The sequence below is a fragment of the Robertmurraya sp. genome (assembly GCF_036676585.1).
In the GTDB taxonomy this organism is placed as follows: Bacteria; Bacillota; Bacilli; order Bacillales; family Cytobacillaceae; genus Robertmurraya_A.
Genome location: NZ_JAKFCQ010000164.1, coordinates 14,380 through 40,854 on the forward strand (window position 1 = coordinate 14,380; position 26,475 = coordinate 40,854).

Here is a 26,475-nt window from a genome sequence, read left to right on the forward strand (position 1 = left end):
AAAACCCTATTTCTATCTTTCACTCTGATCATTATTATAACATAAAGAATGAAGGGAAAGGTTTTTTGGAAGCTGTAAATATCAGCCACAAAGAAAAACTAGGAAGTGAAACCTTCCTAGTTCGCCATTACTCTTCTTCGTCACAGATTAGGAAATCTGGATTCAAATCTTCAAACTCTTCGTCTTCGACATCTAATCCCCAGTCGTCGTCGCAGTCACAATTATCGTAAACAGCTACACAAACCACTGTTTCCCCAATTACTTCTACAAGAAACTCTCTTTCCACGTGAACGATAATTGCATTACCGTTCGGTGAGATAACAGCTTCTATGCAGTTTGGCTGCTGAACGACACGAGCAATAACATCGTTGTCATCATGGCAATCTGGATCGCGGTACTTTAACTTAATGACGTCACAATAGTCAACACGTGCAGTTACTACTTCAGTTCTTGTATTATCATTAAAGGAGTACCAAACGTTAATGTCATAGTAGCCGTGAATCTCGACTTTTTTTCCAACCTTTTTAGCTTCATACGTATGATTGATAATCCAGCAACCAAGGATGCTAGTCGGTTGGTGATCCGGGCGAATCGTATCGTTAGACTGTGTAAACTTACGTCCTTTCGCTACGACCGCTTTTGTAATAATCTCTCTGTAATCTGCCATTGCGAGCGAACCCTCCTCATTCATTTTCACTTCATCCTATGCGGGACATTAGACTAGTGTGATAATATTTTTCATGTTTGTATTTCTTTCGGCATTCGGTGGCGGATATAGTGCATTCTATGCTAATACCTAGAAAAGGTGAGGAATTATATAAGGGGCTGGGGAATTCTATGGAATATTGTATTGGTTGAGGGAAATGTGACGGTGGGTGTGGTTGGTCATTTGTAGGGTGAAGATCGTTTTTGGACGGTTTTTTTACTGGATAGTTTATTAAGGTTAATGAACTTCAGTTGGGTTGGATTTTTTAACGGTTTTGATCTTTATTGGGTTAATGAACTTCATTTTAATTGGATTCTTTTACGGTTTTGACCTTCATAGGCTCGATGAACTTCATTTTGATTGGGTTTTTTAACGGTTTTGATCTTCATTGCGTTGATGAACTTCATTTTGGTTGGGTTCTTTAACGGTTTTGATCTTCATAAGCTCAATGAACTTCATTTTGAGTGGATTCTGTTACGGTTTTGATTTTCATTGGCTTGATGAACTTCATTTTGATTAGATTCTGTTACGGTTTTGATCTTCATAGGCTCGATGAACTTCATTTTAGCTGTATTCACTACCAGTTTTGTCCTTCATACACTGATGAAAGACGTTGCAGATGCTCCCGCTATCAGTTTTGTCCTTCATAAGCCCGAAGAAGGACGTTATAACGGGATTTCCGAGCTGTTTCGGTTCTTCATAACTCCAATGAATACCTTTTCGCCTAGATTTGTACCCCTTTCCAGTCTTCACTCCCCTTCAAAACCGAGTCGCATACAAAAAAGACCCTCGTTTCCCAAACGAGGGTCTTTTTTGTCTTCATCTTAGTGATGGGAACAGCTCTGATTCTTATTGTTAACCTCTGCACCGGTTTCCCCACTTAGGACATTTCCGCCCGTTGACAAGATGACTTCGTCTGTCACTTTGTTGGAGATGGTGTTAGCCACTAATTGCAGTAGTTCATTTACATCTACTTGTGATTGCTTAAATTCCTGTACTACAGGGATAGAATCCAATTCTTCTTCAATAGAAGCAATTTTATCTTCTGTTTTCTTAAGAGCTTCTGCTTTTCCATAGTGTTGCAAATTAACAGCTTGCTTTTGCAACCCTTTAATTTGCGAGATAAGAGAGCTTACTTTTTCATTGCTATGAATTTGCGCTTCCGCTTTCTTGAAAAAATCTACTTCTTCTGTGCTCGCGATCATGGAAGCTAGTTCTTTTGCGCGTGCTATAATATCATCTTTTGTGTACTTCGCCATTTATTTCACCTCTACACTTTGAGTTTCTTCCACGATTTCCCCGTTTAATGACCATGTTTTTGCTTCTGTGATTTTTACTTTTACAAGCTTACCAATTGCTGTTTTTGGCCCAACAAAGTTTACTAGCTTGCTTTTACGAGTGTAGCCAGCAAGTACATCCGGGTTGTTTTTACTTTCCCCTTCAACTAATACTTCCACTATTTCCCCATGATATTTCTTCATTGCTTCTGCTGACAGTTCATTTACCAATGCGTTTAATCGCTGTAAACGTTCCTTCTTCACTTCCATTGGAACGTTATCCTGCATTTTAGCCGCTGGCGTTCCTTCACGTGGAGAATAGATGAATGTATAAGCAGATTCGTATCCTACTTCACGGTATAAGGAAAGCGTTTCTTCGAATTGTTCTTCCGTTTCATTCGGATATCCTACAATGATATCTGTAGTGAAAGAAGCATTAGGAATAGCTGCTTTAATTTTGCGAACAAGTTCTAGGTATTGTTCTCTTGTGTACTTACGAGCCATGATTTTTAGTACTTCTGTAGAACCAGATTGAACCGGAAGGTGTATATGCTCAACTAAGTTTCCACCCTTAGCAAGTACCTCAATTAAGTGATCGTCAAAATCACGCGGATGACTCGTTGTAAAACGAATACGTGGAATATCAATCTTACGGATCTCATCCATTAAGTCACCTAAGCCGTAATTCATATCTTCAAAATCTTTTCCGTAAGCATTTACGTTTTGTCCAAGAAGGGTAATTTCCTGATATCCTTGCGCTGCTAACTGGCGAACTTCTTGAATGATGTCTTCAGGACGACGGCTACGCTCTTTTCCGCGAGTAAATGGAACGATACAATACGTACAGAACTTATCACATCCGTACATAATGTTTACCCATGCTTTAATATTTCCACGGCGGATCTTCGGAAGGTTCTCAATAACATCTCCTTCTTTAGACCATACTTCCACAACCATTTCCTTAGACATGTAAGCTTCGTGTAGGATATTTGGTAAGCGGTGAATATTATGCGTTCCAAAAATCATATCCACTTGGTGGTATGTTTTTAGGATTTTATTAACTACCGATTCCTCTTGAGACATACAGCCACAAACTCCGATTAATACATCTGGGTTTTGCTGTTTTAAATGTTTAAGATGACCTAGCTCACCAAACACTTTGTTTTCAGCATTCTCACGGATCGCACATGTATTTAATAAAATAACATTTGCATCATCAACAGAGTCTGTTGGTTCATAGCCTAGCCCCATGAAAATACCAGCCATTACTTCTGTATCATGCTCATTCATTTGACAGCCGTACGTACGAATATAAAACTTACGACCTTGTCCCATGCCTTTAAATTCTTCAGGAAGTGAGAAATCCTTATGGTACGTTACTTCTTCTTTTCCACGCTTTTTCGCGTCTTTTAACGATGGTGGAGTATATACTGTTTCAAAATATTTACTGTAATCCTTACCGGATTTTTTGTCCGAAGAATTACCTTCCTGCACTGCTTGTTGACTTTCTAATCGTTGCTTTTCGTTCATAAATGTTGCTCCTTTCACTGCAATAATCAAACATTTTAAAAATACAACCAAACGAAAATATTATTTTCGTATAGTTAGTTCGTTGATAGTAGAATGAATCACATTAGTTAAGTATAAATGGTTGAACAACTGAACACAATATAAAAAACTTAACCATTCGTTAGCGGTTTCATTCATTACAGCAAATAATTTTACCCCTTATCACGTTCATTGAAAGTGATAGTTATCACAAATCACCAGAAATATACCACATAGAGAAACCCCGAGATGTTCTCGGGGTTTCTTGTTCATTCCAACTTACATAAACTCGGAAACTAATTTATTAAAATGAGCTTCATCTAATTGAAGGTCATGCTGAGATAAAGGTGTTTCAGAGTAACCGTTAATTAGTTCCTGGTAAGATTTACGCTCTGTATCTTGATAAATCAAGCCTGTTACTAATCCGTTATGCTGCATTAGAGTTTGCATCGCCATTTCACGGTTAGATGAATCATAGCCTTCCACATCAGCTAGCTTTGTTAGGTTTTCCTTAAACCAGTCGTATGTGTTGATTTTATTGTATGTCACACATGGGCTAAACACGTTGATTAAAGAGAAACCTTTATGCTTAATACCAGCTTCAATAAGCGCTGTTAAGTCTTTTAAGTCTGTAGAGAAGCTTTGTGCCACAAATGTAGCACCAGCAGTTAAAGCCATTTCCATTGGAGAAATCGGCTGTTCGATTGATCCTTGTGGCGTAGACTTCGTTTTGAAGCCTGCTGCCGATCTTGGGGATGTTTGACCCTTTGTTAAACCGTAAATTTGGTTATCCATTACGATGTAAGTGATATCGATGTTTCGACGGATAGAGTGAATTGTATGACCCATTCCGATCGCGAAACCATCTCCATCTCCCCCAGATGCAATAACCGTCAAATCACGATTCGCCATTTTTACCCCTTGAGCAATCGGTAAAGAACGTCCATGAATGGAATGGAATCCGTAAGAGTTTATATATCCTGAAATACGTCCAGAGCAACCGATACCAGAAATAACCGCTAAGTTATCTGGCTCTAACCCTACATTCGCAGCAGCACGTTGAATTGCCGCTTGAACAGAGAAATCGCCGCAGCCTGGACACCAGTTAGGCTTCACGTTGTTTCGAAAATCTTTAAACGTCGCCATAATTTAGAACAACTCCTTGATCTTTGAATGGATTTCATGTGGTAGGAATGGATTTCCGTCATACTTTAAATGCTTTACTACTTTCTCAGCATGTCCTACATTCATCTTCAGAATGTTTGCTAACTGTCCAGTTGCGTTGTTTTCAACAACTACAACCTTTTTAGCTGCTTTGACTAGTGGAAGCATTTCGTCAGTAGGGAACGGATGAATCAAACGTACATGCGCATGATTCACTTTCACTCCATCCTTCTCAAGGCGTGTCATAGCTTCTTCAATCGCTCCTCTAGTTGAGTTAAAACCAACAACTAGTACATCCGCATCCGCATGTGGAGCTTGAACGTGAATTGGCGTATTAAATTTGATGTTCTCAACTTTACGGAAACGCTTATCCATTTGTGCATTACGGTTTAATGCTGATTCTGACGGTTTACCTGTTTCATCATGTTCTACACCTGTTACGTGGTGAATTCCACCCTTTACCCCAGGAATAACACGAGGAGAAATACCATCTTCAGTCACTTCGTATCGCTTAAAGTAATCTTTTGAATCTGATTCTGGTAGTTCAGTTACAAGTTTTCCGCGTCGAATTTCTACCTTACTAAAGTCTAAAGGCTCAACCGTTTGCTTTCCTAAAGAAAGTTGAAGGTCAGATAAGACGATAACAGGCACTTGGTACTCTTCAGCAAGGTTAAATGCCTCAGCTGTATCGTAGAACGCTTCTTGTACAGTACTTGGAGCCATAACGATCTTTGGAATTTCTCCGTGAGTTCCATAAATCATGGCCATTAAATCAGATTGTTCTTGCTTTGTTGGTAGACCTGTAGATGGACCACCACGCTGTGTATCAACAATAACAATTGGTGTTTCGGTAATTCCAGAAAGACCGATTGCTTCCATCTTCAACGATAATCCCGGACCAGCTGATGCAGTGATCGCACGAACACCTGCATAGTTTGCACCGATTGCCATCGTACATGCCGCAATTTCATCTTCAGTTTGAATAACTGTTCCACCAAGAGCAGGTAGTTTTTTAATTAAATACTCCATGATTTCTGAAGCAGGAGTAATTGGATATGCTGCCATAAAGCGACATCCACCAGCTAGTGCACCTAGTGCAATTGCATCGTTACCAATCATGAACAAACGTTGCTTTCCATCTGCTTTTGCTAATTGCATTAAAGCGGAATCTTGGATTTGCTCCTTCATTGCTGTATAACCAGCTTTGATTGCTTCCATGTTCTTATCAACCACAGACTGTCCTTTGCGTCCAAAAATCTCTTGAACTACGGACTCAAAAACGTTAATATCTAAATCTAGTACTGCACATGTAGCTCCTACAGCCACCATGTTTTTCATTAATGATGTACCCAATTCAGTTGCAATATCTGTAAATGGAACCGCATACAAAGTTGCATTTGTATCCGTTGGTTTCACAGGATTAAACTTCGCATCTGCAATCATCACACCATTGTCATGAAGTTCTTTGTAATTTAAGTCAAGCGTTTCCTGATCAAATGCCACTAAGATGTCTAAGTCATCTGAAATAGAGCGAACCTGTGACGTGCTTACACGGATTTTGTTATTAGTGTGTCCACCTTTAATACGAGATGAAAAGTGGCGGTACCCATATAAATAGTAACCTAATCGATTCAAAGCAATAGAGAAAATCTCCCCAGTACTTTCAATCCCTTCCCCTTGCTGCCCGCCAACTTTCCAAGAAAGTTGATTGATCATGTCTTACACCCCTTTGGATACGTTAAGAAATATGTAAAAACGTTTACTTTACCAATAGTGTAGCACTTTTCCGATTGTAACACGAAGATTTTGACTCTAGTTTTCATAGAGTAAAAATGTGAGAAATGGAAGGGTACTAAACGCTTTCAATTCTAGACCTATGTGAAAAAAAAAGCAACCCTTTACGCCCAAATAATGGCGAAAATATGAATATTTTTTTATTTTTGCGAAAATAATAGTTTTATCTGTCTTTTTTTAAGCCAATCAGTCTAAATAAAAATGAAAACGCTTTATTCACTCCTCTTTATTTCGGAAATCTTTTTGCCATATTTCCGTACAAAAACTTCTCGACCTGTATACTGGAATAATATTTTCCTAGTTCATTTACAAGATTACTATAATTTTCTACATGTTCAAGCCCTGTTACACAATGTTCGGTTCCATCAAAATCAGACCCAAATCCAACAAAATCCTCTCCTCCAAGAGAGCAAATATAGTCAAGATGACGCAGTACATCAGTAATCGTCGCTGTCGTTTTCCCAGAGAGGAACTGAGTAACAAAGGTTAATCCCATGACTGTTTCTCTTTCTATTAATGCCGCAATCTGTTCATCCCGTAAGTTTCTCGGATGCGGACATAGAGAATACGCATTGGAGTGAGAAGCGAAAGGATAATCTGCTAACTCCAACACATCCCAAAACCCTCTTTCTGATAGATGTGATACATCACACCATACCCTCTCTTTGTTAAGAGTTGATACGACTCTTTTTCCGAATCTAGATAGACCAGCGCCCCGCTCTTCAAGTGCCCCATCAGCGACAGCATTGGCAAAATTCCATGTTAAACCAACTGAAGAAACTCCGAGACGCAGCAGTGTTTTTAACTTCAGCAAATCCGAACCGATACAATCACACCCCTCCAGTGTAAGAATAGCTCCGAATTCCCCATCTTTTAGATCATCTAAATCACTCTGACTCGTAATCAGCTTAATTTCTTTATATGGTTTGATAATTTTTTCATAGAAAAGGTCTATCATATGCAAAGCAGCATGGAAGGAAAGATCAGGGTGAATATTCTCTGGTACGTAGATGGCAAAGCATTGTACTTTTACACCACTTTTTTTCATGCCCGCGAGCGTAACCTGAAGCTCCTTTGGATCTAGAAAGCTTGTAAGCTTCGGATTCATAAACATTTTGTATAATACATCACAATGCGCATCAAAAATTTTCATGGTTCGTATCCCTTCCTTAGTCGTTTATTTTAGCATAGACTCATACTGACAAAAAAAGAACCTGTTTGCAATAAGAATGCAAACAGGAAAAAAGATACTCCCTCATCTTGGCTCAATGATTAATTTGATCGCTGTGCGCTCTTCCCCATCAATTAATATGTCTGTGAATGCTGGGATACAAATTAAATCGACTCCGCTAGGTGCTACAAATCCTCGTGCAATGGCTACTGCCTTTACCGCTTGATTTAATGCACCCGCACCTATGGCCTGAATTTCCGCAGCACCTCTTTCGCGCAGAACTCCTGCGAGCGCACCAGCTACAGAATTGGGATTAGATTTTGCTGAAACTTTTAATATTTCCATTCCTAGCTCCTCCTTGTTTAATCCCCCCTGATGTTCTTGTTATTGAACAACTCAGGTATATATGATTCCATTGCTACTATATTCGCAAAAACTTTAACATATTCCGGCTTGGACAAAAAAGTAAGATTAAAAACAAAGTGTATATGCATTTCTAGCGGTAATAGTTAAACAAAAAAACACCTGCGTCTATTTTGCAGGTGCTTTAGCTATGCGTTTATTTTTCTGACCGTCTATGAGAAAAATGGATGATCGTCATTGATCAGAATTCGATCGATTTTTTTTGCTTTTCCCGTCTTTTTATCTAGTTCAATATGTACGGCACCAAGTTGTGTTTTATCTGTATCTGGAACTTCAAATCGTGCTGGTAAGTTGGATAGGAATCGTCTAATGACAATTTCTCTGTCCATTCCAAGTATCCCATCATATGGACCTGTCATTCCAACATCCGAAATATAGGCTGTTCCTTGCGGTAATACTCGATTGTCAGCCGTTTGTACATGTGTATGTGTACCAACTACTGCTGTTACTCTTCCATCTAAATACCAACCCATAGCGAGCTTCTCACTTGTTGCCTCAGCATGGAAATCAACAAAGATAATAGGTGTTCGTTTACTAGCTTCTTCGATCAGTTCATCCGCTTTTCGGAACGGACAATTATTGGGTTGCATAAAGGTACGTCCTTGCAGGCTGATGATTGCTATTTCATCTTGATTCATTTTTAAATACACAATTCCCTTACCAGGGTTATCTTCGGGAAAGTTTGCTGGTCTAACCATGTATTTGGCATCATCGATGAATTCAAAAATATCACGGTTATCCCATGTATGGTTTCCTAACGTAACGGCTTGCGCACCAACCTCTAAAAAACCTCGATAGATTTTTTCCGTAATCCCTTTTCCACCTGCAGCATTTTCACCATTAATAATGGTAATGTGTGGACGATATTTTTCCTTTAATCTTGGGACGTATTCCTTCACCATATCTCTTCCTGGTGAACCAACGACATCTCCAACAAATAATATGTTCATCAATTAAACCCTTCTTTTTCGTAATTTCTTTCCATTGTATCATATGTATTGGGTAATAAGAAAAGCGTAAGCGCCCGTTTAGCAACGTATGGACTCCTTGAAAAAGCCATGCTTTTCCTTCGTGCGATGCGAATGCTGTCGAAGCTTTCCTTGTGGAGAGCTTCGACTGAGATAAAGGAAACACGAAGAGCGCAAGCGATTCGATGTTGACTTATCGTAGGGAGATGATCGAAGTACACTAGTTGCTGGGGGCTGGAGCTGGACAAAATAAAAGCGGTGCAAAAGCACCGCTTTATTTTGCGTATTCAACTGCTCTCGTTTCCCTAATTACCGTTACCTTAATATGGCCAGGATAATCAAGTTCCTCTTCGATTTTTTTACGAATATCGCGAGCTAAACGATGAGCCTCTAAGTCGTCAATTTGCTCTGGCTTCACTAGGATACGAACTTCACGTCCAGCCTGGATAGCAAATGACTTTTCCACTCCATCATACGATTCTGAAATTTCCTCAAGCTTTTCTAAGCGTCGGATATAGTTTTCAAGCGTCTCACGTCTTGCACCAGGTCTTGCTGCGGATAGCGCATCTGCCGCTGCAACAAGAACAGCAATAACGGATGTAGGCTCGGAATCGCCATGGTGAGAAGCAATCGAGTTAATAACAACCGGATGCTCCTTGTATTTAGTAGCCAGTTCGACACCGATTTCTACGTGACTTCCTTCCACTTCATGGTCAATTGCCTTACCAATATCGTGTAGTAAGCCTGCACGACGAGCAAGTGTTTCATCTTCTCCAAGTTCTGCAGCTAGCAATCCAGCTAATTGAGAAACTTCAGTAGAGTGCTTCAACACATTTTGACCATAGCTAGTACGGAATTTCAATCGGCCGAGAATCTTAATCAAATCTGGGTGCAGTCCATGTACCCCAACCTCAAAAGTTGTTTGCTCACCAATTTCACGAATATGTTCATCCACTTCACGGCGTGCCTTATCAACCATTTCTTCGATTCGAGCAGGATGGATACGACCATCTTGAACTAGCTTTTCAAGCGCTAAGCGGGCTGTTTCTCTTCGAATCGGATCAAACCCAGATAAAATAACTGCTTCTGGAGTATCATCAATAATGAGATCAATTCCAGTAAGAGTTTCAAGTGTACGGATGTTTCGTCCTTCACGACCAATGATTCGACCTTTCATCTCATCATTTGGAAGAGTGACTACCGAAACGGTCGTTTCAGCTACGTGATCAGCCGCACAACGTTGAATAGCTAACGACAAAATTTCCTTTGCTTTTTTGTCTGCTTCCTCTTTTGCTCTATTTTCACTCTCTTTTATCATTAAAGCGATGTCATGGGATAACTCCTGTTCCATACGCTCTAAAATGATGGATTTCGCCTCATCACGAGTTAAGCCCGAGATGCGTTCAAGCTCTGCCTGTTGCATTTTTACGATCTCGTCCACTTTGCTTTCCATCTCTTCAATATGCTGTTGTTTTTTGTTAAGAGAATCGTCCCTCTTCTCTAAAAGTGCTTCACGTTTGTCTAACGATTCGTCTTTTCGATCAAGATTTTCCTCTTTTTGAAGTAAGCGGTTTTCCTGCTTTTGCAGCTCGCTTCTACGATCACGAACTTCACGTTCTGCTTCTGTACGAAGCTTATGAATCTCATCCTTTGCCTCAAGCAGAGACTCCTTTTTTAAGGCTTCTGCTTCACGTTTTGCATCCTCTAGAATTTGCTCTGCAGCACCTCTAGCTCCAGCAATTTTTGCTTCAGAAAAAGATTTACGAACAAAATAGCCAACAACTGCACCGACGGGTAAAGCAAGCAAAATGGAGATGATCATTGTAAATAGATCCATCATTTCACCTCCTCTTGCTATTAACTTGTGTTACGTTTTCTAAAATGTCGGCATGTACATTGTTTTGTCAATATACAGCACAAAGGCTTTTACACGTCTTCATTCATCATTAAAAAACATAAAATATACATATTAATTGTAAATGTGTGAATTTTTATTGTCAAGGGTTTGTCCGGCTTGGTTGTAATATTTCGTTTATATTGGTAGATTATGGTGAACTATGTCAAATCCACTGCTGTTAAAGCTTTCATTTATCGAGGTAACCTCACAATTTTCGTACGATCATTATCAACGACGATATAAAAAACAGCAGACCAAATAGTCTGCTGTAAAATCTGTATTAATCTACTAAATCAAATTGTTCTTGATCTTCTTCATGGTCTTCCGGAAGAGTCTTCACGCCGTCTAAACCATAGTGTTCACGGATCTTATTTTGGATTTCAACTAATAACTCTTTATTTTCCTTCAAGAACAGCTTCGCATTCTCACGCCCTTGACCAAGACGCTCATCATTATAAGAATACCAAGATCCACTCTTTTGTACGATATCAAGTTCCGAGCCCATATCAAGAGCTTCTCCCTCTTTCGAAATTCCTTCTCCGTACATAATATCTACTTCAGCCGTACGGAATGGAGGAGCTACTTTATTCTTCACAACTTTAATTTTCGTTTTGTTACCAACCATATCATTGCCTTGCTTTAACGTTTCTGCACGGCGAACCTCTAAACGAACAGATGAATAGAATTTAAGCGCACGTCCACCAGGAGTTGTCTCAGGGTTACCAAACATAACTCCGACCTTTTCACGAATCTGGTTAATAAAGATAGCAATTGTTTTAGACTTGTTAATCGCACCAGAAAGCTTACGAAGAGCTTGTGACATTAGACGAGCTTGTAGACCAACGTGAGAGTCTCCCATTTCCCCTTCAATCTCTGCCTTTGGAACAAGGGCTGCTACTGAGTCGATGACTAAAATATCAACTGCTCCGCTTCGCACCAATGCTTCAGCAATTTCAAGGGCTTGTTCACCAGTGTCAGGCTGTGACAATAGCAATTCATCAATGTTCACACCAAGCTTCTGTGCATAATCAGGGTCAAGTGCATGCTCGGCATCAATAAATGCTGCTTGTCCACCTGCAGCTTGTACCTCAGCAATTGCATGAAGGGCAACCGTTGTTTTACCCGAGCTTTCAGGACCATAGATTTCAATGATACGGCCCTTTGGATAGCCACCTATTCCTAATGCTGTATCAAGAGCTAGTGATCCACTTTTAGAAGTAGAAATTTGACGATCTGTTTGCTCTCCTAACTTCATGATAGAGCCTTTACCAAATTGCTTTTCTATTTGTTTTAATGCCATTTCAAGGGCTGCTTGACGATCATTTGCCACTACTATTTTCCTCCTTATTTAAAACGAATATATCTATCTATTATTCGTTGCATGTTCATTTCACTATCTTTACTATACTCGTTTTATTTCTGTTTGTCGAGCAAAAAATCGAACATTCATTCGATTTTTTTCACTACCAAATATAGTTGTAAAAATCTATTTTCTTCTTAGCAATATTGTTTTTTCGCCTATGTTCATAGCTGAAAAATCTCATTTTAAATCAAATTCTAAATTTGGTAAAGAGAAAAAAACAGAGCAAAATGATTTGCTCTGTTAATCTTTCAAGCTATTGATTAGTGAGAAACAGCCATACTTCACACTTCTTACTCGATTTCCTTCTCTAGTTCCAGCAAAGACAAATTTTTCAACTTTTACTGGAGATCCTTTTTTCGAAATTCCAATATAAACTGTACCTACCGGTTTTCCCTCAACTGAACCAGGTCCTGCTACACCAGTGAAGCTAATTCCAATATCGGCGTTAAGTAAAGAAGCCACATTTTCAGCTAACTCCCTTGCGCACTCTTCACTAACTGCTCCATAATTCTCGAGAGATTCCTTTTTAACACCAAGTACCTTTTCCTTAACCTCATTCGTATAGCAGACGACTCCGCCTTTTAATACCGCACTCGAACCTGGAATAGCTGTCAGCTCCTGCTGAAACATCCCTCCAGTTAAGCTCTCTGCACAGGCAATCGTTAAATCGTTCTTTTGAAGCAGTGTAAATAACTCATTCATTAATGAGGTTTCATCATATCCGTAGAAGAACTCACCAACACGTGTACGGATCTTCTCTTCCGTTTCATTAATAAGCTCATTTGCAACGTCGGTTTGTTGGTGCTTAGCAGTGAGCCGTAATGTGACTTCCCCATCGCTAGCAAGGGGGGCAATCGTAGGATTCGTTTGCGCATCAATCAAATCCTCAATTTTTGTTTCTAATGTAGCCTCTCCTATCCCAAAGAAACGCAACACTCGTGAAACGATCGTCTCAGAGACGTCTGGCTCCTTTTGTAATAGCGGAAGCGCATAATTTAGAAACATTGGTTCCATTTCTTTCGGCGGTCCTGGTAAAAGCATATACCGGTGAGTATCAGTAATTAAAAGCATTCCAGGGGCCATTCCGTTATCATTTGGCAAAACAGTAGAGTCAGCAAGGACCAACGCTTGCTTCTTATTATTCTCTGTCATGACACGGTTTGTACGTTCAAAGTATTGAGAGATTGAGTCAAGAGCAGCTTGATCAAACTCCAGCTCCTTACCAAGATGTTTGGCAATTGTCTCTTTTGTCAAATCATCCTTTGTTGGTCCCAATCCACCTGTAAAAATAATTAAGTTAGATCGGCCTTCTGCAACAGCAATCGCTTGCTGTAAACGGGTCGGATTATCACCAACCACCGTATGATAAAACACATTTGTACCAATGCTAGCTAGTTGTTTGGAAATGAAACGAGCGTTAGTATTAACAATTTGCCCGAGCAATAGCTCTGATCCAACCGCGATGATCTCAGCATTCATGTATACAATCACCTAACCTCTATTTATTTAGAATTAACAAATGCTTGTTTATTTTTCGCAAAATAATCCCAGCCAGACCATATCGTAAAGAACGTAGCAACCCATAAGGCAATGTCAGCAAACGGAATGGAAGCTAGTTCGAAAATGGTGTTATGTAATAACAACGCGGAAATCGCAACGATTTGTGTCCATGTCTTAATTTTTCCGAGCATATTCGCCGCTACCACTTCTCCACCACCAGCAAGAATTAAGCGAAGTCCTGTTACAGCAAACTCTCGGCTAATTATGATAATGACCAGCCAAGAAGCAGCAAGTCCAAATTCAACTAAAACAATTAATGCTGCTGACACGAGCAACTTGTCTGCTAACGGATCAAGGAACTTTCCAAGATTGGTAACAAGATTATACTTTCTAGCATAATATCCATCGACCCAATCGGTTGCAGAAGCAAAAATAAAGATGATTGCGGCGATAAAGTGAGCAACTGGAAGCTCCGCCCCAATGAACTGCATATTCCCCCAATAAAAAGGATCATATACAATTACTAAAAATAGTGGAATTAATAAAATTCGTGAGACTGTAATTTTATTAGGTAAATTCATTTTAAAGACCTCCATTTTAACCTATAAAGCAAATTCCTTATTATTACTTTCTTCTTTTAATAAAACAAGCATACAACAAAATAGAAAAGAAAGCGAAAAAATAGTCACCATACGATGACTATTCATTCACTGTTGGTACATAACGAATTGTGATATCCTGTCTAACTTGGTCATCCGGAGGTGTAGCATACTCGAGCTTTTGATCATTCACATATATTTCAGTGGCTGTAGAATTCCCAATCACTAGAACAGCTTCTTGCTCTTTTGAATAATCAACTACTTTATTATCCTCAGCACCTGTTTTTAAAATCCCTTGCCAAAAAGAATGTCCTTTTCCATTTAGCATATTTACCCAGGTTTCACCGGTAGACACCAGCTTTACTTCAAATTTTTCTGCATTCTTTACTTCATATACTGTTTCTTTCCCTTTTGATTCAGCAACCGTAACTTCTTGTGTTGGAGTAGCTTCTTCAGTCGTTTCTTCCTCAGTTACACCATTAGCACCAGATGTTTGGTTGTCTTCATCTTCAGAAGCTTCCGTTTCTTTTTCCTCATCTGCTTCCTTCTCAGATAAATTGTCTTTATACTGAATTTGTTCGCTATCAGACGTTGCTGGTTCCTCTGCCGATTCACCATTTTCTTTAATATTAACTACTAAAAAGTAGGCTAGAGCCACTGCACCGATAACAAAAACACCAATCAGGAGCCTTGGTAGAATAGCAAATAACTTCGAATTACTTGGTGCAACATCCTTCCTAGTTTGCACCCTTGAAAGCTTATCTGGAAAGTCATCGCCATGCGTAGATGGGATATCAGACTTATACTCAGCAAATAGCTCTTCTGGATCGAGCTGAACAGCTTCTGCATATTGCTTAATAAAAGCACGTACATAAAAAGGACCAGGAATAATACTATAATTCCCCTCTTCTAATGCTTGCAAATACCGTTTTTGAATTTTGGTTGTTGTTTGTAAATCATCCAAGCTCAAGCCGAGTGAAAGCCGAGCTTCTTTTAGTTTGTTACTTAGTTCTGTCAACTTCTAACACCTTCCAATGCTATTAAAGGCGTTTTCGCAAGTTATTTTTATGTATAAACGAAAACGGCTCTTTTAGAAATCAAATCCCCCAAAATCAGAATCTGAAAACATCGTATTTCTTACAATATCATACTTAATTTCCTCTTCTGGATCGTTTCTAAGCTCGATAATATAATCAAAATCATCGAGTGTGTACTCTGTATTTTGGACAAATACATCCGGATGCTCAACAACTTTCACAGCAGGTAGTCTCATAATTTCTCGAACTAATTGCCAATGTCGTTCGTTTGCTCTTCTTGTAGAAACGATGCCGTCAATAATGAATAGATTGTTCTCGTTATATTCGTCCTCAATGAGTTGATTACGAATGGTTTGCTTTAAGAGCGTAGAGGAAACAAACAGCCATCTTTTGTTCGCACATACGCTTGAAGCAACAATAGACTCAGTTTTTCCAACACGCGGCATTCCACGGATTCCAATGAGTTTATGACCTTCCTGCTTAAATAACTCTGCCATAAAATCTACTAATAGCCCCAGTTCATCGCGTACAAATCGAAAGGTCTTTTTGTCATCAGCATCTCTCTGTATGTATCTACCGTGCCTCACAGCTAATCGGTCTCTTAGCTTTGGTTCTCTTAGCTTGATTATCTTAATCGTATCCATTGTTTTCAAAATAGATTCAAGTCGCTCAATTTGTTCATAATCCTGTGCTAGAATGAGCAAACCGCGTCTTCCTTCATCCACCCCATTAATGGTTACGATATTAATGGAGAGCATCCCTAATAAAGAAGAAATATCCCCTAGCAAACCAGGGCGATTTTTCTGAATTTCATACTCCAAGTACCATTCTGTTTTGTTCATCTTTTCCATAGAATACCTCCAAGGGAAGCGCCATATTTGACCATTATTGGTGCAAATTAATCATCTTCTATCATATATGATTTTCTATTAAGATGAAAGGAAAAACAAGAACAAGTCGTAATTTGGAGAAATATTTGTATGATATGAAAAAAAAGAGAGGATGTTTGCCTCTCTTTTTGATTTACCTATTTAAGCAGTCTTTAGCGTGATCCGTCATTTTGAACGAGTTTCACCATCATGTTAGCAATGGCATGCTGTTCTTCAGGTGTAGCAACAGACCAAAGGTCAGATAAAATGCGCTCTTGTTCGTTTTTCGGATCTATTTGTTTGGCTAAATAGTCTCCGATTTGGAAAGCAAGATCACCAATTACTTGCTTGTTCATCCCCTCATTCTGAGCATGATGCAGGCGATCACCTAAAAAGTCTTTCCACTGCTCCCAATTATCAAGTACAGACATTGTATAACCTCCTTTTTTTTACTACGAACTTATTTTGCTTTGAAAAGGAGGGAATTATTCATTTAGATAACGTGAACGTTTCGTGAATTATGTATACCACCCACCATTAACCGAAAGTGTATGGCCTGTGATATACCTAGAACCAGAAGAGAGAAGAAAGGAAACTGAATCAGCCACATCCTCACCTGAACCTAGTCTTCCAATTGGAATTTCATCCTTAAGCATCTGTAAGTCGTCATCAGTAAAATTTTCTAACATCGGAGTTTGAATGACACCAGGTGCGACCGCGTTAACTGTAATTCCATTTAATGCAACTTCTTTACTTAACGCTTTTACAAACGCGATTTGGGCACCTTTTGCAGCAGAATATGCTACTTCACAGGCAGCACCCGTCTGCCCCCAGATTGAGGAAATAACCACAATTTGACCATCGCGATGAGCCATCAGCTTCGGAAGCAAACGCTTCGTCAATAAAATCGGTGCAGTAACTTGAAGCTTCATGATTTGCTCAAGGTCGTCATCCTTCAAGTCAACCAATAACCCATAATGACTTTGACCAGAATTATGTATGATAGCATGTAAAGCAAAGATATTTTCACAAAGCTTTTCAATCCCATTTTTTTTAGTCAAATCCGCTTGTATTGGAATGTATTCATTCTCAAAAACAGAAAGTTCACGGAGCAAACGTTCCATTCCTTCTATATTCTTATGGTAATGTAAGTATAAAGAAAGCCCATCCTTTGCAAGCCTCTTTGCTATGGCGGAGCCGATCCCCCCGCTTGCTCCAGTAATTAACGCATATTTTTTCACTAGCTTCTCCTCACTTCAACAAAAAGGCGCCGATAAACGACGCCTCACTTTAATTAGCTTTTTGGCACTACTTGGCAAATGGCCATTCGATTTTCAGAAATTAAGTTGTTAGCTACTTGGTGTATATCCTCAATTTTAATCGCTTCTAATACAGGTACAACGTCAAATAAATTCATATCGTTAAATGCATATCGTGTAAATTGATTGGCGATATACTCTGGTGAATTAACGGCACGGAGAAACGCACCAATTTTTTTCTTCTTCGTACGCTCTAAGCTCTCTACCGTAATTTTACTTGAGCTTTTTTCTTCTTCTAACATTCTTTGTATTTCATCAGCTAGTTGATCAGGATTATTTGTGTCCCCGCCGATCATTGCAAAGCCAAATCCTTTCTCTTGCGTATAATCAAAAGAGAAGGATTCATCAATAAGTCCACTGCTGTACAGCTTATCATAATTTTCACTACTTCTACCAAACAACAATTCCAGCAACACATTTGTTGTTAGTTCCTGTTTAAGCATTTCCTCGCCTTGTTTTTCTGTGTCAGTAGCTTTTATACTAACTAAGCATTTAGAAGAATGCACATTCATAGGCAGGACTAATTTCTTTTCGGATACATCTTCCTTTTCACTTTCAAATTTACGCTCAATTTCTACTTGTGTAGGGAATGTCTTCTTCAGCTGGTTATCTTTAATCTGCTTCATGATTTCCTCAACCTGAACAGGACCAATAACAAACAACAGCATATTGCTTGGGTGATAGAAGGTATGATAGCACTCATACAACATATCCTTTGTGATATCAGCAATTGATTCTTTTGTCCCTGCGATGTCAATCTTCACTGGGTGATTTTCAAATAGGTTTTGAATCGCACCAAAATATAAGCGCCAGTCCGGATTATCATCATACATATCAATTTCTTGACCAATAATACCTTTTTCTTTTTCAACAGTTTTTTCAGAGAAATAAGGATACTGGACAAAATCGATTAATGTTTCTAGATTTTTCTCTACGTCTGACGTACTAGAAAAAAGATATGCTGTTCTTGTAAAAGATGTAAAGGCATTCGCTGATGCCCCTTGACGACTAAATTGCTGGAACACATCGCCATCTTCTTTCTCAAAAAGCTTGTGCTCTAAAAAGTGGGCAATGCCATCCGGAACCTTTACAAGCTCTGTTTTACCTGCAGGTACAAAGTGGTTATCAATGGATCCATATTTGGTCGTAAAAGTCGCATAGGTTTTGTTAAACCCTTTTTTCGGAAGAATGTATACCTCTAAACCATTATCTAGCTTCTCGTGGTAAAGTTCCTCTTGAAGCTGATCAAATGAGATCTTCTCCATTACTTCGTCGCCCCCGTTCCCGTTAAGAAATAAATCGTATCGAGTTGGATTTTATTAGCAACCTTTACGACCTCTTCCTTCGTCACAGTCTCGATTCGCTGTAACCATTCGTCTAGCTGAATTTGTTGTCCTGCAACTACATTATGATAAAGAATTTCAACAATTCCACGTGCTGTATCAAGCGTTTCAAGTAGTTGATTTTTAATCACTGCCTTCGTTTGACTCAAATCATCATCTGAAAAGTCTCCATTTTTCATGGCTTGCATTTGTTCTTTAATGATTGAAACTGCTTTTTCAAAATTGCTATTATCAATTCCGGACATTACCATCAGTAATCCTTTATGACTTTCCACCCGACTCGCAGCATAGTAAGCAAGACTCGCTTTCTCACGCACATTAATAAATAACTTGGAATGTGAAAACCCACCGTACACACCATTAAATACTTGAAGGGCAAAGTAATCTGGATCTCCGTATGTTACATTTGTTCGGTACCCAATATTTAATTTCCCTTGCTTAACATCTTGTTCTTCCTTAATGACTTTTTCCTCCACCTGCGCTGGCTGTTTTTTCTCCACAGCTTGGGGAGCTCTTGATGAGAAAGTAAATTTTTCATTCACCATTTGTTCTACTTCTTGTTCTTCTATATCACCGATAATATATAAACTAAGTTCATCTTCAGCTAATGCTTTTTTGTAATAATCATAAAGATCTTTACCACTAATGGAATCGACTTCAGATTCTTTTCCATGAACATGCAGGGAGTACGGTTCCTCCTTACACATTTCTTCAATTAACCGATTGTTGGAATACTTCATTTTATCATCATAGATGGATTGAATTCTTTGCTTTAAGCTGCGCTTTTCCTTATCTAACGTTTCCTTATGGAATTCACCGTCTTCCACATTTGGATTGGTTAAAACTTCTACAAGAAAATCAATTGCCGTTTTTAAGAGTGGAGTAGGATCAGAAAGGAAGCGCTCATTGGCTACTTCCATCGCAAAACTTATTGTATGATATTCACCTTTTTTTCCTAAATCAATATAAAAAGTCGCTCCATACAGTTCATCCAAATACCCACGAAGCTGTCCAGTAGTAGGGAATTTTTTCGAATTACTTTGAAGTACATTTGGTAGCAATGCACGTTTCGTTACGTTCTCTTTTTGTAAAGGTGCCTTCATTTTAAAAATAATGGTATTTGTCTTGAATTTATCTGTTTTCACCATATGTAACTTGATACCGCTCATTTCTTTAATCGTTTCGGAAACCACTGCCATAATTCCATCCTCCTTTACATCATGTGCTCGTAAATAGCTTTCCCATCTTATGATACGGAATGTATTTAGATATACTATACCCTTTTGGACAAACCGTTATCAACTTTTGGTATAGAAGGATAAAATATACAAAAAACCTCCAGTACTTGGAGGTTTAAATCAGTGAAGAAATTTGGTGAGGGGGATAGGTGTTTCGGTAGGCAAATCCCGTATCAAATATCGCCTGGTTTTTCCCTTTTTTCTTGGCTTCATACAAGAGGCAATCTGCAATTGCGAGTAAATCTTCATCCTCACGATGATGCTCAGAATATGCAACACCAAAGCTCATAGTTATATTGCTCATACAGCTATTAAAAGTCAATGCATTCATCTTTCCATAGATATCTGTAAAAAATTCATTCATATCATGATCACTAAGATTTGGTAGAATAATAGCAAACTCCTCTCCACCATAGCGGAAAGCCTCTCCACCAGCTTGATTCGAACACTCTTTGAAAAGTTTTCCAATTCCCGCTAGAACTTCGTCTCCAGCTATATGGCCATAACGGTCATTGATTCTTTTAAAATGATCAATATCTGACATCAATAATATAAACGGTTCCTTCTCTTTTTTCTGGTTTTTCATTTCTTCCTGAAAACTACGGTGATTATATAAACCCGTTAAGTAATCGGTAATCATTAGCTCATAATAAATTTCCTTTTGTTTCAAGTGTTTTCTTTCACGTAAAACTAGCATTGAGCCAAATAAACCAACTATCCAAATAAATGCGACATTAAGAGCAAAAACGGTCAGAATAAGCGGCGTTATATCTTGTTCCGTTAACAAAATAATCGTATACCCTATGGTAGCACTAGCTGATGAAATAAATGCCCCTTTTGTGTGCCAATAGATGGTCGCGTGCATGATGATCAAATAAAATATAGAAAATAACGGACTCGTTACTCCACCAGACAAGGCTAGGAGCCAAATCACAGCAATGTAGTCAAAGATAATACCTGCTTTTGTTAATAAATGAAAATATGGATTTTGAGGTTCAAGTTTTAAAAATGCAACTTGAGTACAAAACATGTATGTAATCGAAATGGTAAGCAATATAGGGAATGTACGATGTTCGAGCTCTAGTAGTTCTGAAAAAAATGGCGAATAAAATAATACTACAGCTACAACTAAAAAAATCCAACGTAAGTAAGAAAAAATCTTTTCCGTCTCATAATCGTCTAAGTATAATGACAACCTCATATTCAAACCTCTTCTATCGAATGGATTACCCCTATTTTACCATATTCTTGTAGACTGAACATTAAAATTATACAAATGTTCGAAAATTTAACAAAAGTTAGTAGAATAGCGAAAACAAAAAAAATCTCCGTAAGAACGGAGATTTATCTATTTCCTTTAATATATGGTGTTCCGAGTGCTTTTGGTCCTTCTGCTCTTCCGATGAATCCTGTTAATGCTAGGATTGTTAAGATGTATGGTGCAATTAACAAGTATACACTCGGGATATTTTCTAATAATGGCAAGCTTGAGCCAATGATACTTAAGCTTTGTGCGAATCCGAAGAATAACGCTGCGCCCATTGCTCCAAGCGGATGCCATTTACCAAAAATTAATGCCGCAAGCGCCATAAACCCTTGTCCGGAGATCGTCGCGTGACTGAAGTCAGATGAAATGGACTGAGCATATACTCCTCCACCAATACCTCCTAGTGCTCCGGAGATGATAACACCAATATATCTCATTTTTGTCACGTTAATCCCCATCGTATCTGCTGCCATTGGATGCTCACCTACAGCGCGAAGGCGAAGACCGAACGGTGTTTTAAACATGACAAACCATGCGATAAACGCAACAACGATTGCCACAAAAGAGGTGTAGTACGTATTGGAAAAGAATAGTTTTCCTAAAACAGGGATATCACTTAAGACAGGAATATCTATTTTACTAAAGCCCTTTTGAATGATGTCGGTTTGACCTTTTCCGTAAAAAAGCTTAACAAGGAAAAGTGCTGCACCAACTGCCAATAGGTTGATTGCCACCCCAGAAACGGTCTGGTCAGCTCGGAATGTAATCGATGCAACAGCATGTAAAACCGATAACAAGCCACCAACAACCATTGCCGCTAATAACGCAATCCAAGGAGTTAAGTTACCAAGTGTCTGGTCAAAGGCAAGATTAAATACGATAGCGGTAAATGCACCAATTACCATTAAACCTTCAAGTCCAATGTTAACGATACCTGAACGCTCTGAAAAGTTACCGCCTAACGCAGTGAAAATAAGTGGTGCTGCCCAAAGTAATGTAGAAGGTATTACGATATATAAAATATCCATTAATCCCACTTACTTCACCCCCTTTTTACTAATACGATCAATAAACAGACGAATCATATAACTTGCTGCAACAAAGAAGACAATTAAAGCAATAATAATATCAACAAGCTCATTTGGAACTCCCGCCTCAAGTGGCATGTTTAAAGCCCCAACTTTTAATGCTCCGAAAAGTAATGCTGCTAGAATGACACCGATAGGTCCATTTCCACCAAGAAGAGCAACGGCAATTCCATCAAATCCAACTCCAGTGAAACCACCTTTAATGGATGCATAACCAAATGTTCCTAGACCTTCCATAGCTCCTGCTAGTCCAGCAAAAGCACCTGAGATAACCATAGAAAGAATAATATTTTTATCAACATTCATACCAGCGTAGTGAGAAGCATGCTGGTTGAATCCAACTGAACGTAATTCGTATCCACGAGTTGTCTTTTCAAGTAGGAACCACATAATAAATACACCTATTAATGCAATTACAATTCCCCAATGCAAACGTGAATAATCGGTTAATCCTTCTAAGAAAGAAGATCGTAAAGTTGCTGTTTCCTTAATCATTTCCGTACGATCGCTTTTTTCAGATAGAACCGTACGGATAATATAGTTTGTAACATGAAGTGCAGTATAATTTAACATGATCGTTACGATTACTTCGTGTACACGAAATTTTGCTTTTAAAAGGCCTGGAATAAATGCCCAAAGTGCACCTGCAACTCCTGCTGCAATAACTGCAACGAGTGTATGAATAACAGCAGGAAGATCAAACGCTACCCCAACCCAAACAGCTGCCAACCAGCCTACAATTAACTGTCCCTCAACTCCAATATTGAAAAGACCTGTACGGAAGGCAAATGCGACGGATAACCCGGCTAAAATAAGAGGAGTGACCTGTCGAATTACTTCTCCAGTATAATAAATCTCACCAAATGCACCGTTCCAAAGGGCTGTAAAGGCAGCTACTGCATCGTAACCTGTCACAATCATAATAATGGTTCCTACTAACATCCCTAATATTACAGCCATGATAGGAACAATAATATTTTTTACACGATTAGACATTTGTTTGTTCACCTACTTCCTTCTGTTTGGAACCAGCCATTAATAATCCAAGTTCCTGTTCCGTTGTTTCCTTTGGATTTACAATAGCAACGATTTCCCCTTCATAAATAACCGCGATTCGGTCACTAACATTAAGAATTTCATCTAGTTCAAAGGAAAGCAATAATACGGCTTTTCCATTGTCTCGCTGTTCAATTAGTCGCTTATGGATAAACTCAATGGCCCCAACGTCAAGCCCACGTGTTGGCTGAGCTGCGATAAGCAAGTCCGGATTCCGATCCACTTCACGACCGATGATCGCCTTTTGTTGGTTTCCCCCAGATAATGCTCGTGCAAGAGTGAATTCACTTGGTGTACGAACATCAAACTCTTGAATAAGTGATTTTGCTTTTTGATAGATTTGTTTAAAGTTTAAAACACCAGCTTTCGAAAATGGTGATTTATAGTATGTTTGCAGCACCATGTTTTCCCCAATAGGAAAATCTAAAACAAGTCCGTGCTTATGACGGTCCTGCGGAATATGCCCTGTACCAGCCTCCGTAATTTTACGAGGTGAAAGATTTCGAATCTCTTTCCCATTCAACTGGATTGAACCACTTTCTGATTTACGCAATCCAGAAATCGCTTCAATTAACTCCGTTTGACCATTCCCATCAACACCAGCGATACCAAGGATTTCTCCTGCCTTAACATCAAGGTTCAGGTTATTTACAGCTGTTAATCCCCTGGAATCTTTCACTACCAAACCATTTATCTCTAGAACTTTTTGAGCAGGCTTTGCATCTGCCTTCTCTGTTTTAAAGGTAACTTCACGTCCAACCATCAAGCTTGCAAGTTCATTAGGATTTGTTTCACTCACATTTACTGTTCCAATCCCAACACCCTTACGGATAACGGTACAACGGTCACATACTTCCATGATTTCTTTAAGCTTATGAGTAATTAGAATGATTGACTTGCCCTCTTTAATAAGCGTTTTCATAATTTGTATAAGTTCTTTGATTTCCTGTGGAGTCAAAACAGCTGTTGGCTCATCAAAAATCAAGATTTCGGCGCCTCTATAGAGCGTTTTCAATATTTCTACTCTTTGTTGCATTCCAACAGAAATATCAGCGATTTTTGCTTGGGGATCAACTGCTAGCCCATAGCGCTCGGAGATTTCTCTAACTTCTTGCTCAGCCTTTTTCAAATCGATTTTTAAACCTGATTTTGTTTCCTTACCAAGGATAATGTTTTCTGTTACCGTAAACTTGTCTACTAACATAAAATGCTGATGAACCATTCCAATTCCTAAATCATTAGCAATATTAGGATTCGTAATTTTCACCGCTTTGCCTCGAACACGAATCTCCCCTTGTTCTGGCTGATATAAACCAAACAGCACATTCATTAATGTTGATTTTCCTGCACCGTTTTCACCAAGCAATGCATGAATTTCCCCTTGCTTTAGTTGCAAAGTAATATTATCGTTGGCGACGATTCCTGGGAATTCTTTACGGATACCTAGCATTTCAATAACATATTCCATTTCTCTTCTCACTCCTTGCTCATAGTTTAAGCAAATTATTCGTAAAAGTAAGAGGTCAGACCTTTAGCAATTTTTAAAAAACTTGGTATCCCAAGCATGTAGTATGACCTATTATTTTTTGGGTAAATTCCCCTAATAATAAAAATGCAAATGAAACGTAGAAGCATTTCTACCCTTCAGTTCCATTTCTACTTTTTTCCTTAAAAAAGGAATAAGAGGTAGGAAAGATCCTCTTATTCCTTTGTCCAAACATTATTGTACAGAGAAAGATTTTAACTCTTCTAAAGTAGATGGGATCACTAGATCACCGTTCTTAATTTTCTCAGAGAAATCAGCAACAGCTGTTTCAATGTCAGCTTTAGCAGCTACTTCTTCATTAATTGGAGCTAGACCAACACCATCTTCAGCTAAACCGTAAGTGATTGTTTCTCCACCAGGGAAGTCTCCACCTTTAGCTTTTAAAGAAAGGTCTTTAACTGCGTTGTCAACACGCTTAAGCGCAGAAGTAATGATTACGTTATGCTCTTTGCCATCGATTTCTACTACACCCTCAGCTGTTTGGTCAGAGTCAACACCGATTGCCCAAACTTGTCTTTCAGGCTCTTTCTTCTTAAGGTCACGAGCTTCTTTGAATAGACCATTACCAGTTCCACCAGCAGCATGGAAGATTACATCAATACCTTTAGAGTACATGCTAGAAGCAATTGTTTGACCAACTTCCGCTTTGTCGAATGCACCAGCATATTGTACGTCAACTGTGATATCAGGGTTTACAGCCGCAACACCAGCTTTAAATCCAGTTTCGAAACGCTCGATAACAGGAATTTCCATTCCACCAAGGAAACCGATTTTATTAGAAGTAGTTGCTTTTGCAGCAGCTACACCAGCTAAGAAAGCTGCTTCTTGCTCTTTAAACATAATGCTTACAACATTTGGCTCTTCAACAAGAGCATCAACGATTGCAAAGTTGCTTTCTTTTTGTTGTGCAGCGATTTCTTTAATTGCACCTTCCATAAGGAAACCAATACCAAATACTAGATCAAAATCTTGACGAGCAAGAGTGTTTAAGTTTGTAGAATAATCAGCATCTGATTGTGATTGCAGGTAATCAAAACCATCTTTACCTTTTTCAAGGCCCACTTCTTCACCATATGCTTGAAGACCTTCCCATGCAGATTGGTTGAATGACTTGTCATCCACTCCACCTACGTCAGTAACCATTGCTACTGTGAATGCGTCTTCTGTTGTTTCTGTGTTGCCACCTTCAGCTGCATTGTTTTCTTCTTCTGCTTTTCCACATGCACCTAAAATTGTTCCAGCAGCAAGAACCAATGATAGAGCTAAACCGAATTTACGCTTTTTCATGGTTTGAAACCCCCT

At 38.9% G+C, this 26,475-nt stretch carries 23 protein-coding genes; all 23 read right to left on the reverse strand.

Annotation, left to right across the window (positions count from 1 at the left end; all coding sequences use genetic code 11):
* Positions 1-127 precede the first annotated feature (127 nt).
* Positions 128-667: an outer spore coat protein CotE gene (locus tag ACGLXV_RS20415; RefSeq protein WP_119707616.1), complete on the reverse strand. Its 540-nt coding sequence runs from the start codon at positions 665-667 to the stop codon at positions 128-130.
* Positions 668-1,530: 863 nt separating this feature from the next.
* Positions 1,531-1,965 carry a YlbF/YmcA family competence regulator gene (locus ACGLXV_RS20420; protein WP_119707615.1) on the reverse strand — a complete coding sequence of 145 codons (435 nt, stop codon included), beginning with the start codon at positions 1,963-1,965 and terminating at the stop codon, positions 1,531-1,533.
* Positions 1,966-3,513: a tRNA (N6-isopentenyl adenosine(37)-C2)-methylthiotransferase MiaB gene (gene miaB, locus ACGLXV_RS20425; protein ID WP_391560124.1), complete on the reverse strand. Its 1,548-nt coding sequence runs from the start codon at positions 3,511-3,513 to the stop codon at positions 1,966-1,968.
* A 297-nt stretch (positions 3,514-3,810) separates the two neighbouring features.
* Entirely contained in the window at positions 3,811-4,677 is an 867-nt protein-coding gene (locus ACGLXV_RS20430; protein WP_119707613.1) for a 2-oxoacid:ferredoxin oxidoreductase subunit beta, read from the reverse strand.
* A gap of 3 nt (positions 4,678-4,680) precedes the next feature.
* On the reverse strand, positions 4,681-6,411 hold the full coding sequence (locus ACGLXV_RS20435; RefSeq protein ID WP_119707612.1) for a 2-oxoacid:acceptor oxidoreductase subunit alpha: 1,731 nt from the start codon (positions 6,409-6,411) through the stop codon (positions 4,681-4,683).
* Positions 6,412-6,715: 304 nt separating this feature from the next.
* Positions 6,716-7,642, reverse strand: a complete 927-nt coding sequence (locus ACGLXV_RS20440) for a dipeptidase (RefSeq protein WP_391560125.1) — start codon at positions 7,640-7,642, stop codon at positions 6,716-6,718.
* A 102-nt stretch (positions 7,643-7,744) separates the two neighbouring features.
* Positions 7,745-8,005 (reverse strand): stage V sporulation protein SpoVS, encoded by a 261-nt coding sequence (gene spoVS, locus ACGLXV_RS20445; RefSeq protein ID WP_029281188.1) that lies wholly within the window; start codon positions 8,003-8,005, stop codon positions 7,745-7,747.
* Positions 8,006-8,235: 230 nt separating this feature from the next.
* The gene (locus tag ACGLXV_RS20450; protein ID WP_119707610.1) at positions 8,236-9,033 is read right to left on the reverse strand and encodes a TIGR00282 family metallophosphoesterase; all 798 of its coding nucleotides are present in this window, start codon (positions 9,031-9,033) and stop codon (positions 8,236-8,238) included.
* Between the two features lie 292 nt (positions 9,034-9,325).
* Entirely contained in the window at positions 9,326-10,888 is a 1,563-nt protein-coding gene (gene rny, locus ACGLXV_RS20455; RefSeq protein ID WP_119707609.1) for a ribonuclease Y, read from the reverse strand.
* Positions 10,889-11,228: 340 nt separating this feature from the next.
* Complete coding sequence (gene recA / locus ACGLXV_RS20460) at positions 11,229-12,278, reverse strand: recombinase RecA (protein WP_119707608.1); 1,050 nt, start codon at positions 12,276-12,278, stop codon at positions 11,229-11,231.
* A gap of 273 nt (positions 12,279-12,551) precedes the next feature.
* Entirely contained in the window at positions 12,552-13,790 is a 1,239-nt protein-coding gene (locus ACGLXV_RS20465) for a competence/damage-inducible protein A (protein ID WP_391560126.1), read from the reverse strand.
* A gap of 23 nt (positions 13,791-13,813) precedes the next feature.
* Entirely contained in the window at positions 13,814-14,392 is a 579-nt protein-coding gene (pgsA, locus tag ACGLXV_RS20470) for a CDP-diacylglycerol--glycerol-3-phosphate 3-phosphatidyltransferase (RefSeq protein WP_391560127.1), read from the reverse strand.
* Between the two features lie 118 nt (positions 14,393-14,510).
* Positions 14,511-15,428: a RodZ domain-containing protein gene (locus ACGLXV_RS20475; RefSeq protein ID WP_391560128.1), complete on the reverse strand. Its 918-nt coding sequence runs from the start codon at positions 15,426-15,428 to the stop codon at positions 14,511-14,513.
* Between the two features lie 72 nt (positions 15,429-15,500).
* Entirely contained in the window at positions 15,501-16,289 is a 789-nt protein-coding gene (locus ACGLXV_RS20480) for a DUF3388 domain-containing protein (protein ID WP_119710531.1), read from the reverse strand.
* A 200-nt stretch (positions 16,290-16,489) separates the two neighbouring features.
* Positions 16,490-16,747 carry a DUF3243 domain-containing protein gene (locus ACGLXV_RS20485; protein WP_119707604.1) on the reverse strand — a complete coding sequence of 86 codons (258 nt, stop codon included), beginning with the start codon at positions 16,745-16,747 and terminating at the stop codon, positions 16,490-16,492.
* Between the two features lie 87 nt (positions 16,748-16,834).
* Positions 16,835-17,557, reverse strand: a complete 723-nt coding sequence (ymfI, locus tag ACGLXV_RS20490) for an elongation factor P 5-aminopentanone reductase (RefSeq protein ID WP_391560129.1) — start codon at positions 17,555-17,557, stop codon at positions 16,835-16,837.
* A gap of 53 nt (positions 17,558-17,610) precedes the next feature.
* Positions 17,611-18,900 carry an EF-P 5-aminopentanol modification-associated protein YfmH gene (gene yfmH, locus ACGLXV_RS20495; RefSeq protein WP_119707602.1) on the reverse strand — a complete coding sequence of 430 codons (1,290 nt, stop codon included), beginning with the start codon at positions 18,898-18,900 and terminating at the stop codon, positions 17,611-17,613.
* The gene (yfmF, locus tag ACGLXV_RS20500; protein WP_391560130.1) at positions 18,900-20,177 is read right to left on the reverse strand and encodes an EF-P 5-aminopentanol modification-associated protein YfmF; all 1,278 of its coding nucleotides are present in this window, start codon (positions 20,175-20,177) and stop codon (positions 18,900-18,902) included. Before yfmF ends, yfmH begins: the two co-directional genes overlap by 1 nt.
* Before the next feature lie 154 nt (positions 20,178-20,331).
* Positions 20,332-21,417 (reverse strand): GGDEF domain-containing protein, encoded by a 1,086-nt coding sequence (locus ACGLXV_RS20505; RefSeq protein WP_391560131.1) that lies wholly within the window; start codon positions 21,415-21,417, stop codon positions 20,332-20,334.
* 143 nt (positions 21,418-21,560) lie between these two features.
* Positions 21,561-22,520 carry an ABC transporter permease gene (locus tag ACGLXV_RS20510; protein WP_119707599.1) on the reverse strand — a complete coding sequence of 320 codons (960 nt, stop codon included), beginning with the start codon at positions 22,518-22,520 and terminating at the stop codon, positions 21,561-21,563.
* The gene (locus ACGLXV_RS20515; protein ID WP_119707598.1) at positions 22,521-23,567 is read right to left on the reverse strand and encodes an ABC transporter permease; all 1,047 of its coding nucleotides are present in this window, start codon (positions 23,565-23,567) and stop codon (positions 22,521-22,523) included.
* Positions 23,560-25,095 (reverse strand): ABC transporter ATP-binding protein, encoded by a 1,536-nt coding sequence (locus tag ACGLXV_RS20520; RefSeq protein ID WP_391560132.1) that lies wholly within the window; start codon positions 25,093-25,095, stop codon positions 23,560-23,562. Before ACGLXV_RS20520 ends, ACGLXV_RS20515 begins: the two co-directional genes overlap by 8 nt.
* A gap of 252 nt (positions 25,096-25,347) precedes the next feature.
* Positions 25,348-26,460 carry a BMP family lipoprotein gene (locus ACGLXV_RS20525; protein WP_119707596.1) on the reverse strand — a complete coding sequence of 371 codons (1,113 nt, stop codon included), beginning with the start codon at positions 26,458-26,460 and terminating at the stop codon, positions 25,348-25,350.
* Positions 26,461-26,475: the final 15 nt, after the last annotated feature.

Bases quoted from the DNA above. Each gene is read 5' to 3' on its own strand.
- spoVS (WP_029281188.1), bottom strand. From the start codon at position 8,005: ATGGAAATATTAAAAGTTTCAGCAAAATCTAATCCCAATTCTGTAGCT.
- pgsA (WP_391560127.1), bottom strand. From the start codon at position 14,392: ATGAATTTACCTAATAAAATTACAGTCTCACGAATTTTATTAATTCCA.
- miaB (WP_391560124.1), bottom strand. From the start codon at position 3,513: ATGAACGAAAAGCAACGATTAGAAAGTCAACAAGCAGTGCAGGAAGGT.
- ACGLXV_RS20515 (WP_119707598.1), bottom strand. From the start codon at position 23,567: ATGTCTAATCGTGTAAAAAATATTATTGTTCCTATCATGGCTGTAATA.
- ACGLXV_RS20420 (WP_119707615.1), bottom strand. From the start codon at position 1,965: ATGGCGAAGTACACAAAAGATGATATTATAGCACGCGCAAAAGAACTA.
- ACGLXV_RS20505 (WP_391560131.1), bottom strand. From the start codon at position 21,417: ATGAGGTTGTCATTATACTTAGACGATTATGAGACGGAAAAGATTTTT.
- ACGLXV_RS20450 (WP_119707610.1), bottom strand. From the start codon at position 9,033: ATGAACATATTATTTGTTGGAGATGTCGTTGGTTCACCAGGAAGAGAT.
- yfmH (WP_119707602.1), bottom strand. From the start codon at position 18,900: ATGGAGAAGATCTCATTTGATCAGCTTCAAGAGGAACTTTACCACGAG.
- ACGLXV_RS20440 (WP_391560125.1), bottom strand. From the start codon at position 7,642: ATGAAAATTTTTGATGCGCATTGTGATGTATTATACAAAATGTTTATG.
- ACGLXV_RS20415 (WP_119707616.1), bottom strand. From the start codon at position 667: ATGGCAGATTACAGAGAGATTATTACAAAAGCGGTCGTAGCGAAAGGA.
- rny (WP_119707609.1), bottom strand. From the start codon at position 10,888: ATGGATCTATTTACAATGATCATCTCCATTTTGCTTGCTTTACCCGTC.
- ACGLXV_RS20520 (WP_391560132.1), bottom strand. From the start codon at position 25,095: ATGGAATATGTTATTGAAATGCTAGGTATCCGTAAAGAATTCCCAGGA.
- ACGLXV_RS20525 (WP_119707596.1), bottom strand. From the start codon at position 26,460: ATGAAAAAGCGTAAATTCGGTTTAGCTCTATCATTGGTTCTTGCTGCT.
- ACGLXV_RS20480 (WP_119710531.1), bottom strand. From the start codon at position 16,289: ATGAACAAAACAGAATGGTACTTGGAGTATGAAATTCAGAAAAATCGC.
- ACGLXV_RS20430 (WP_119707613.1), bottom strand. From the start codon at position 4,677: ATGGCGACGTTTAAAGATTTTCGAAACAACGTGAAGCCTAACTGGTGT.
- ACGLXV_RS20435 (WP_119707612.1), bottom strand. From the start codon at position 6,411: ATGATCAATCAACTTTCTTGGAAAGTTGGCGGGCAGCAAGGGGAAGGG.
- ACGLXV_RS20485 (WP_119707604.1), bottom strand. From the start codon at position 16,747: ATGTCTGTACTTGATAATTGGGAGCAGTGGAAAGACTTTTTAGGTGAT.
- ACGLXV_RS20465 (WP_391560126.1), bottom strand. From the start codon at position 13,790: ATGAATGCTGAGATCATCGCGGTTGGATCAGAGCTATTGCTCGGGCAA.
- yfmF (WP_391560130.1), bottom strand. From the start codon at position 20,177: ATGGCAGTGGTTTCCGAAACGATTAAAGAAATGAGCGGTATCAAGTTA.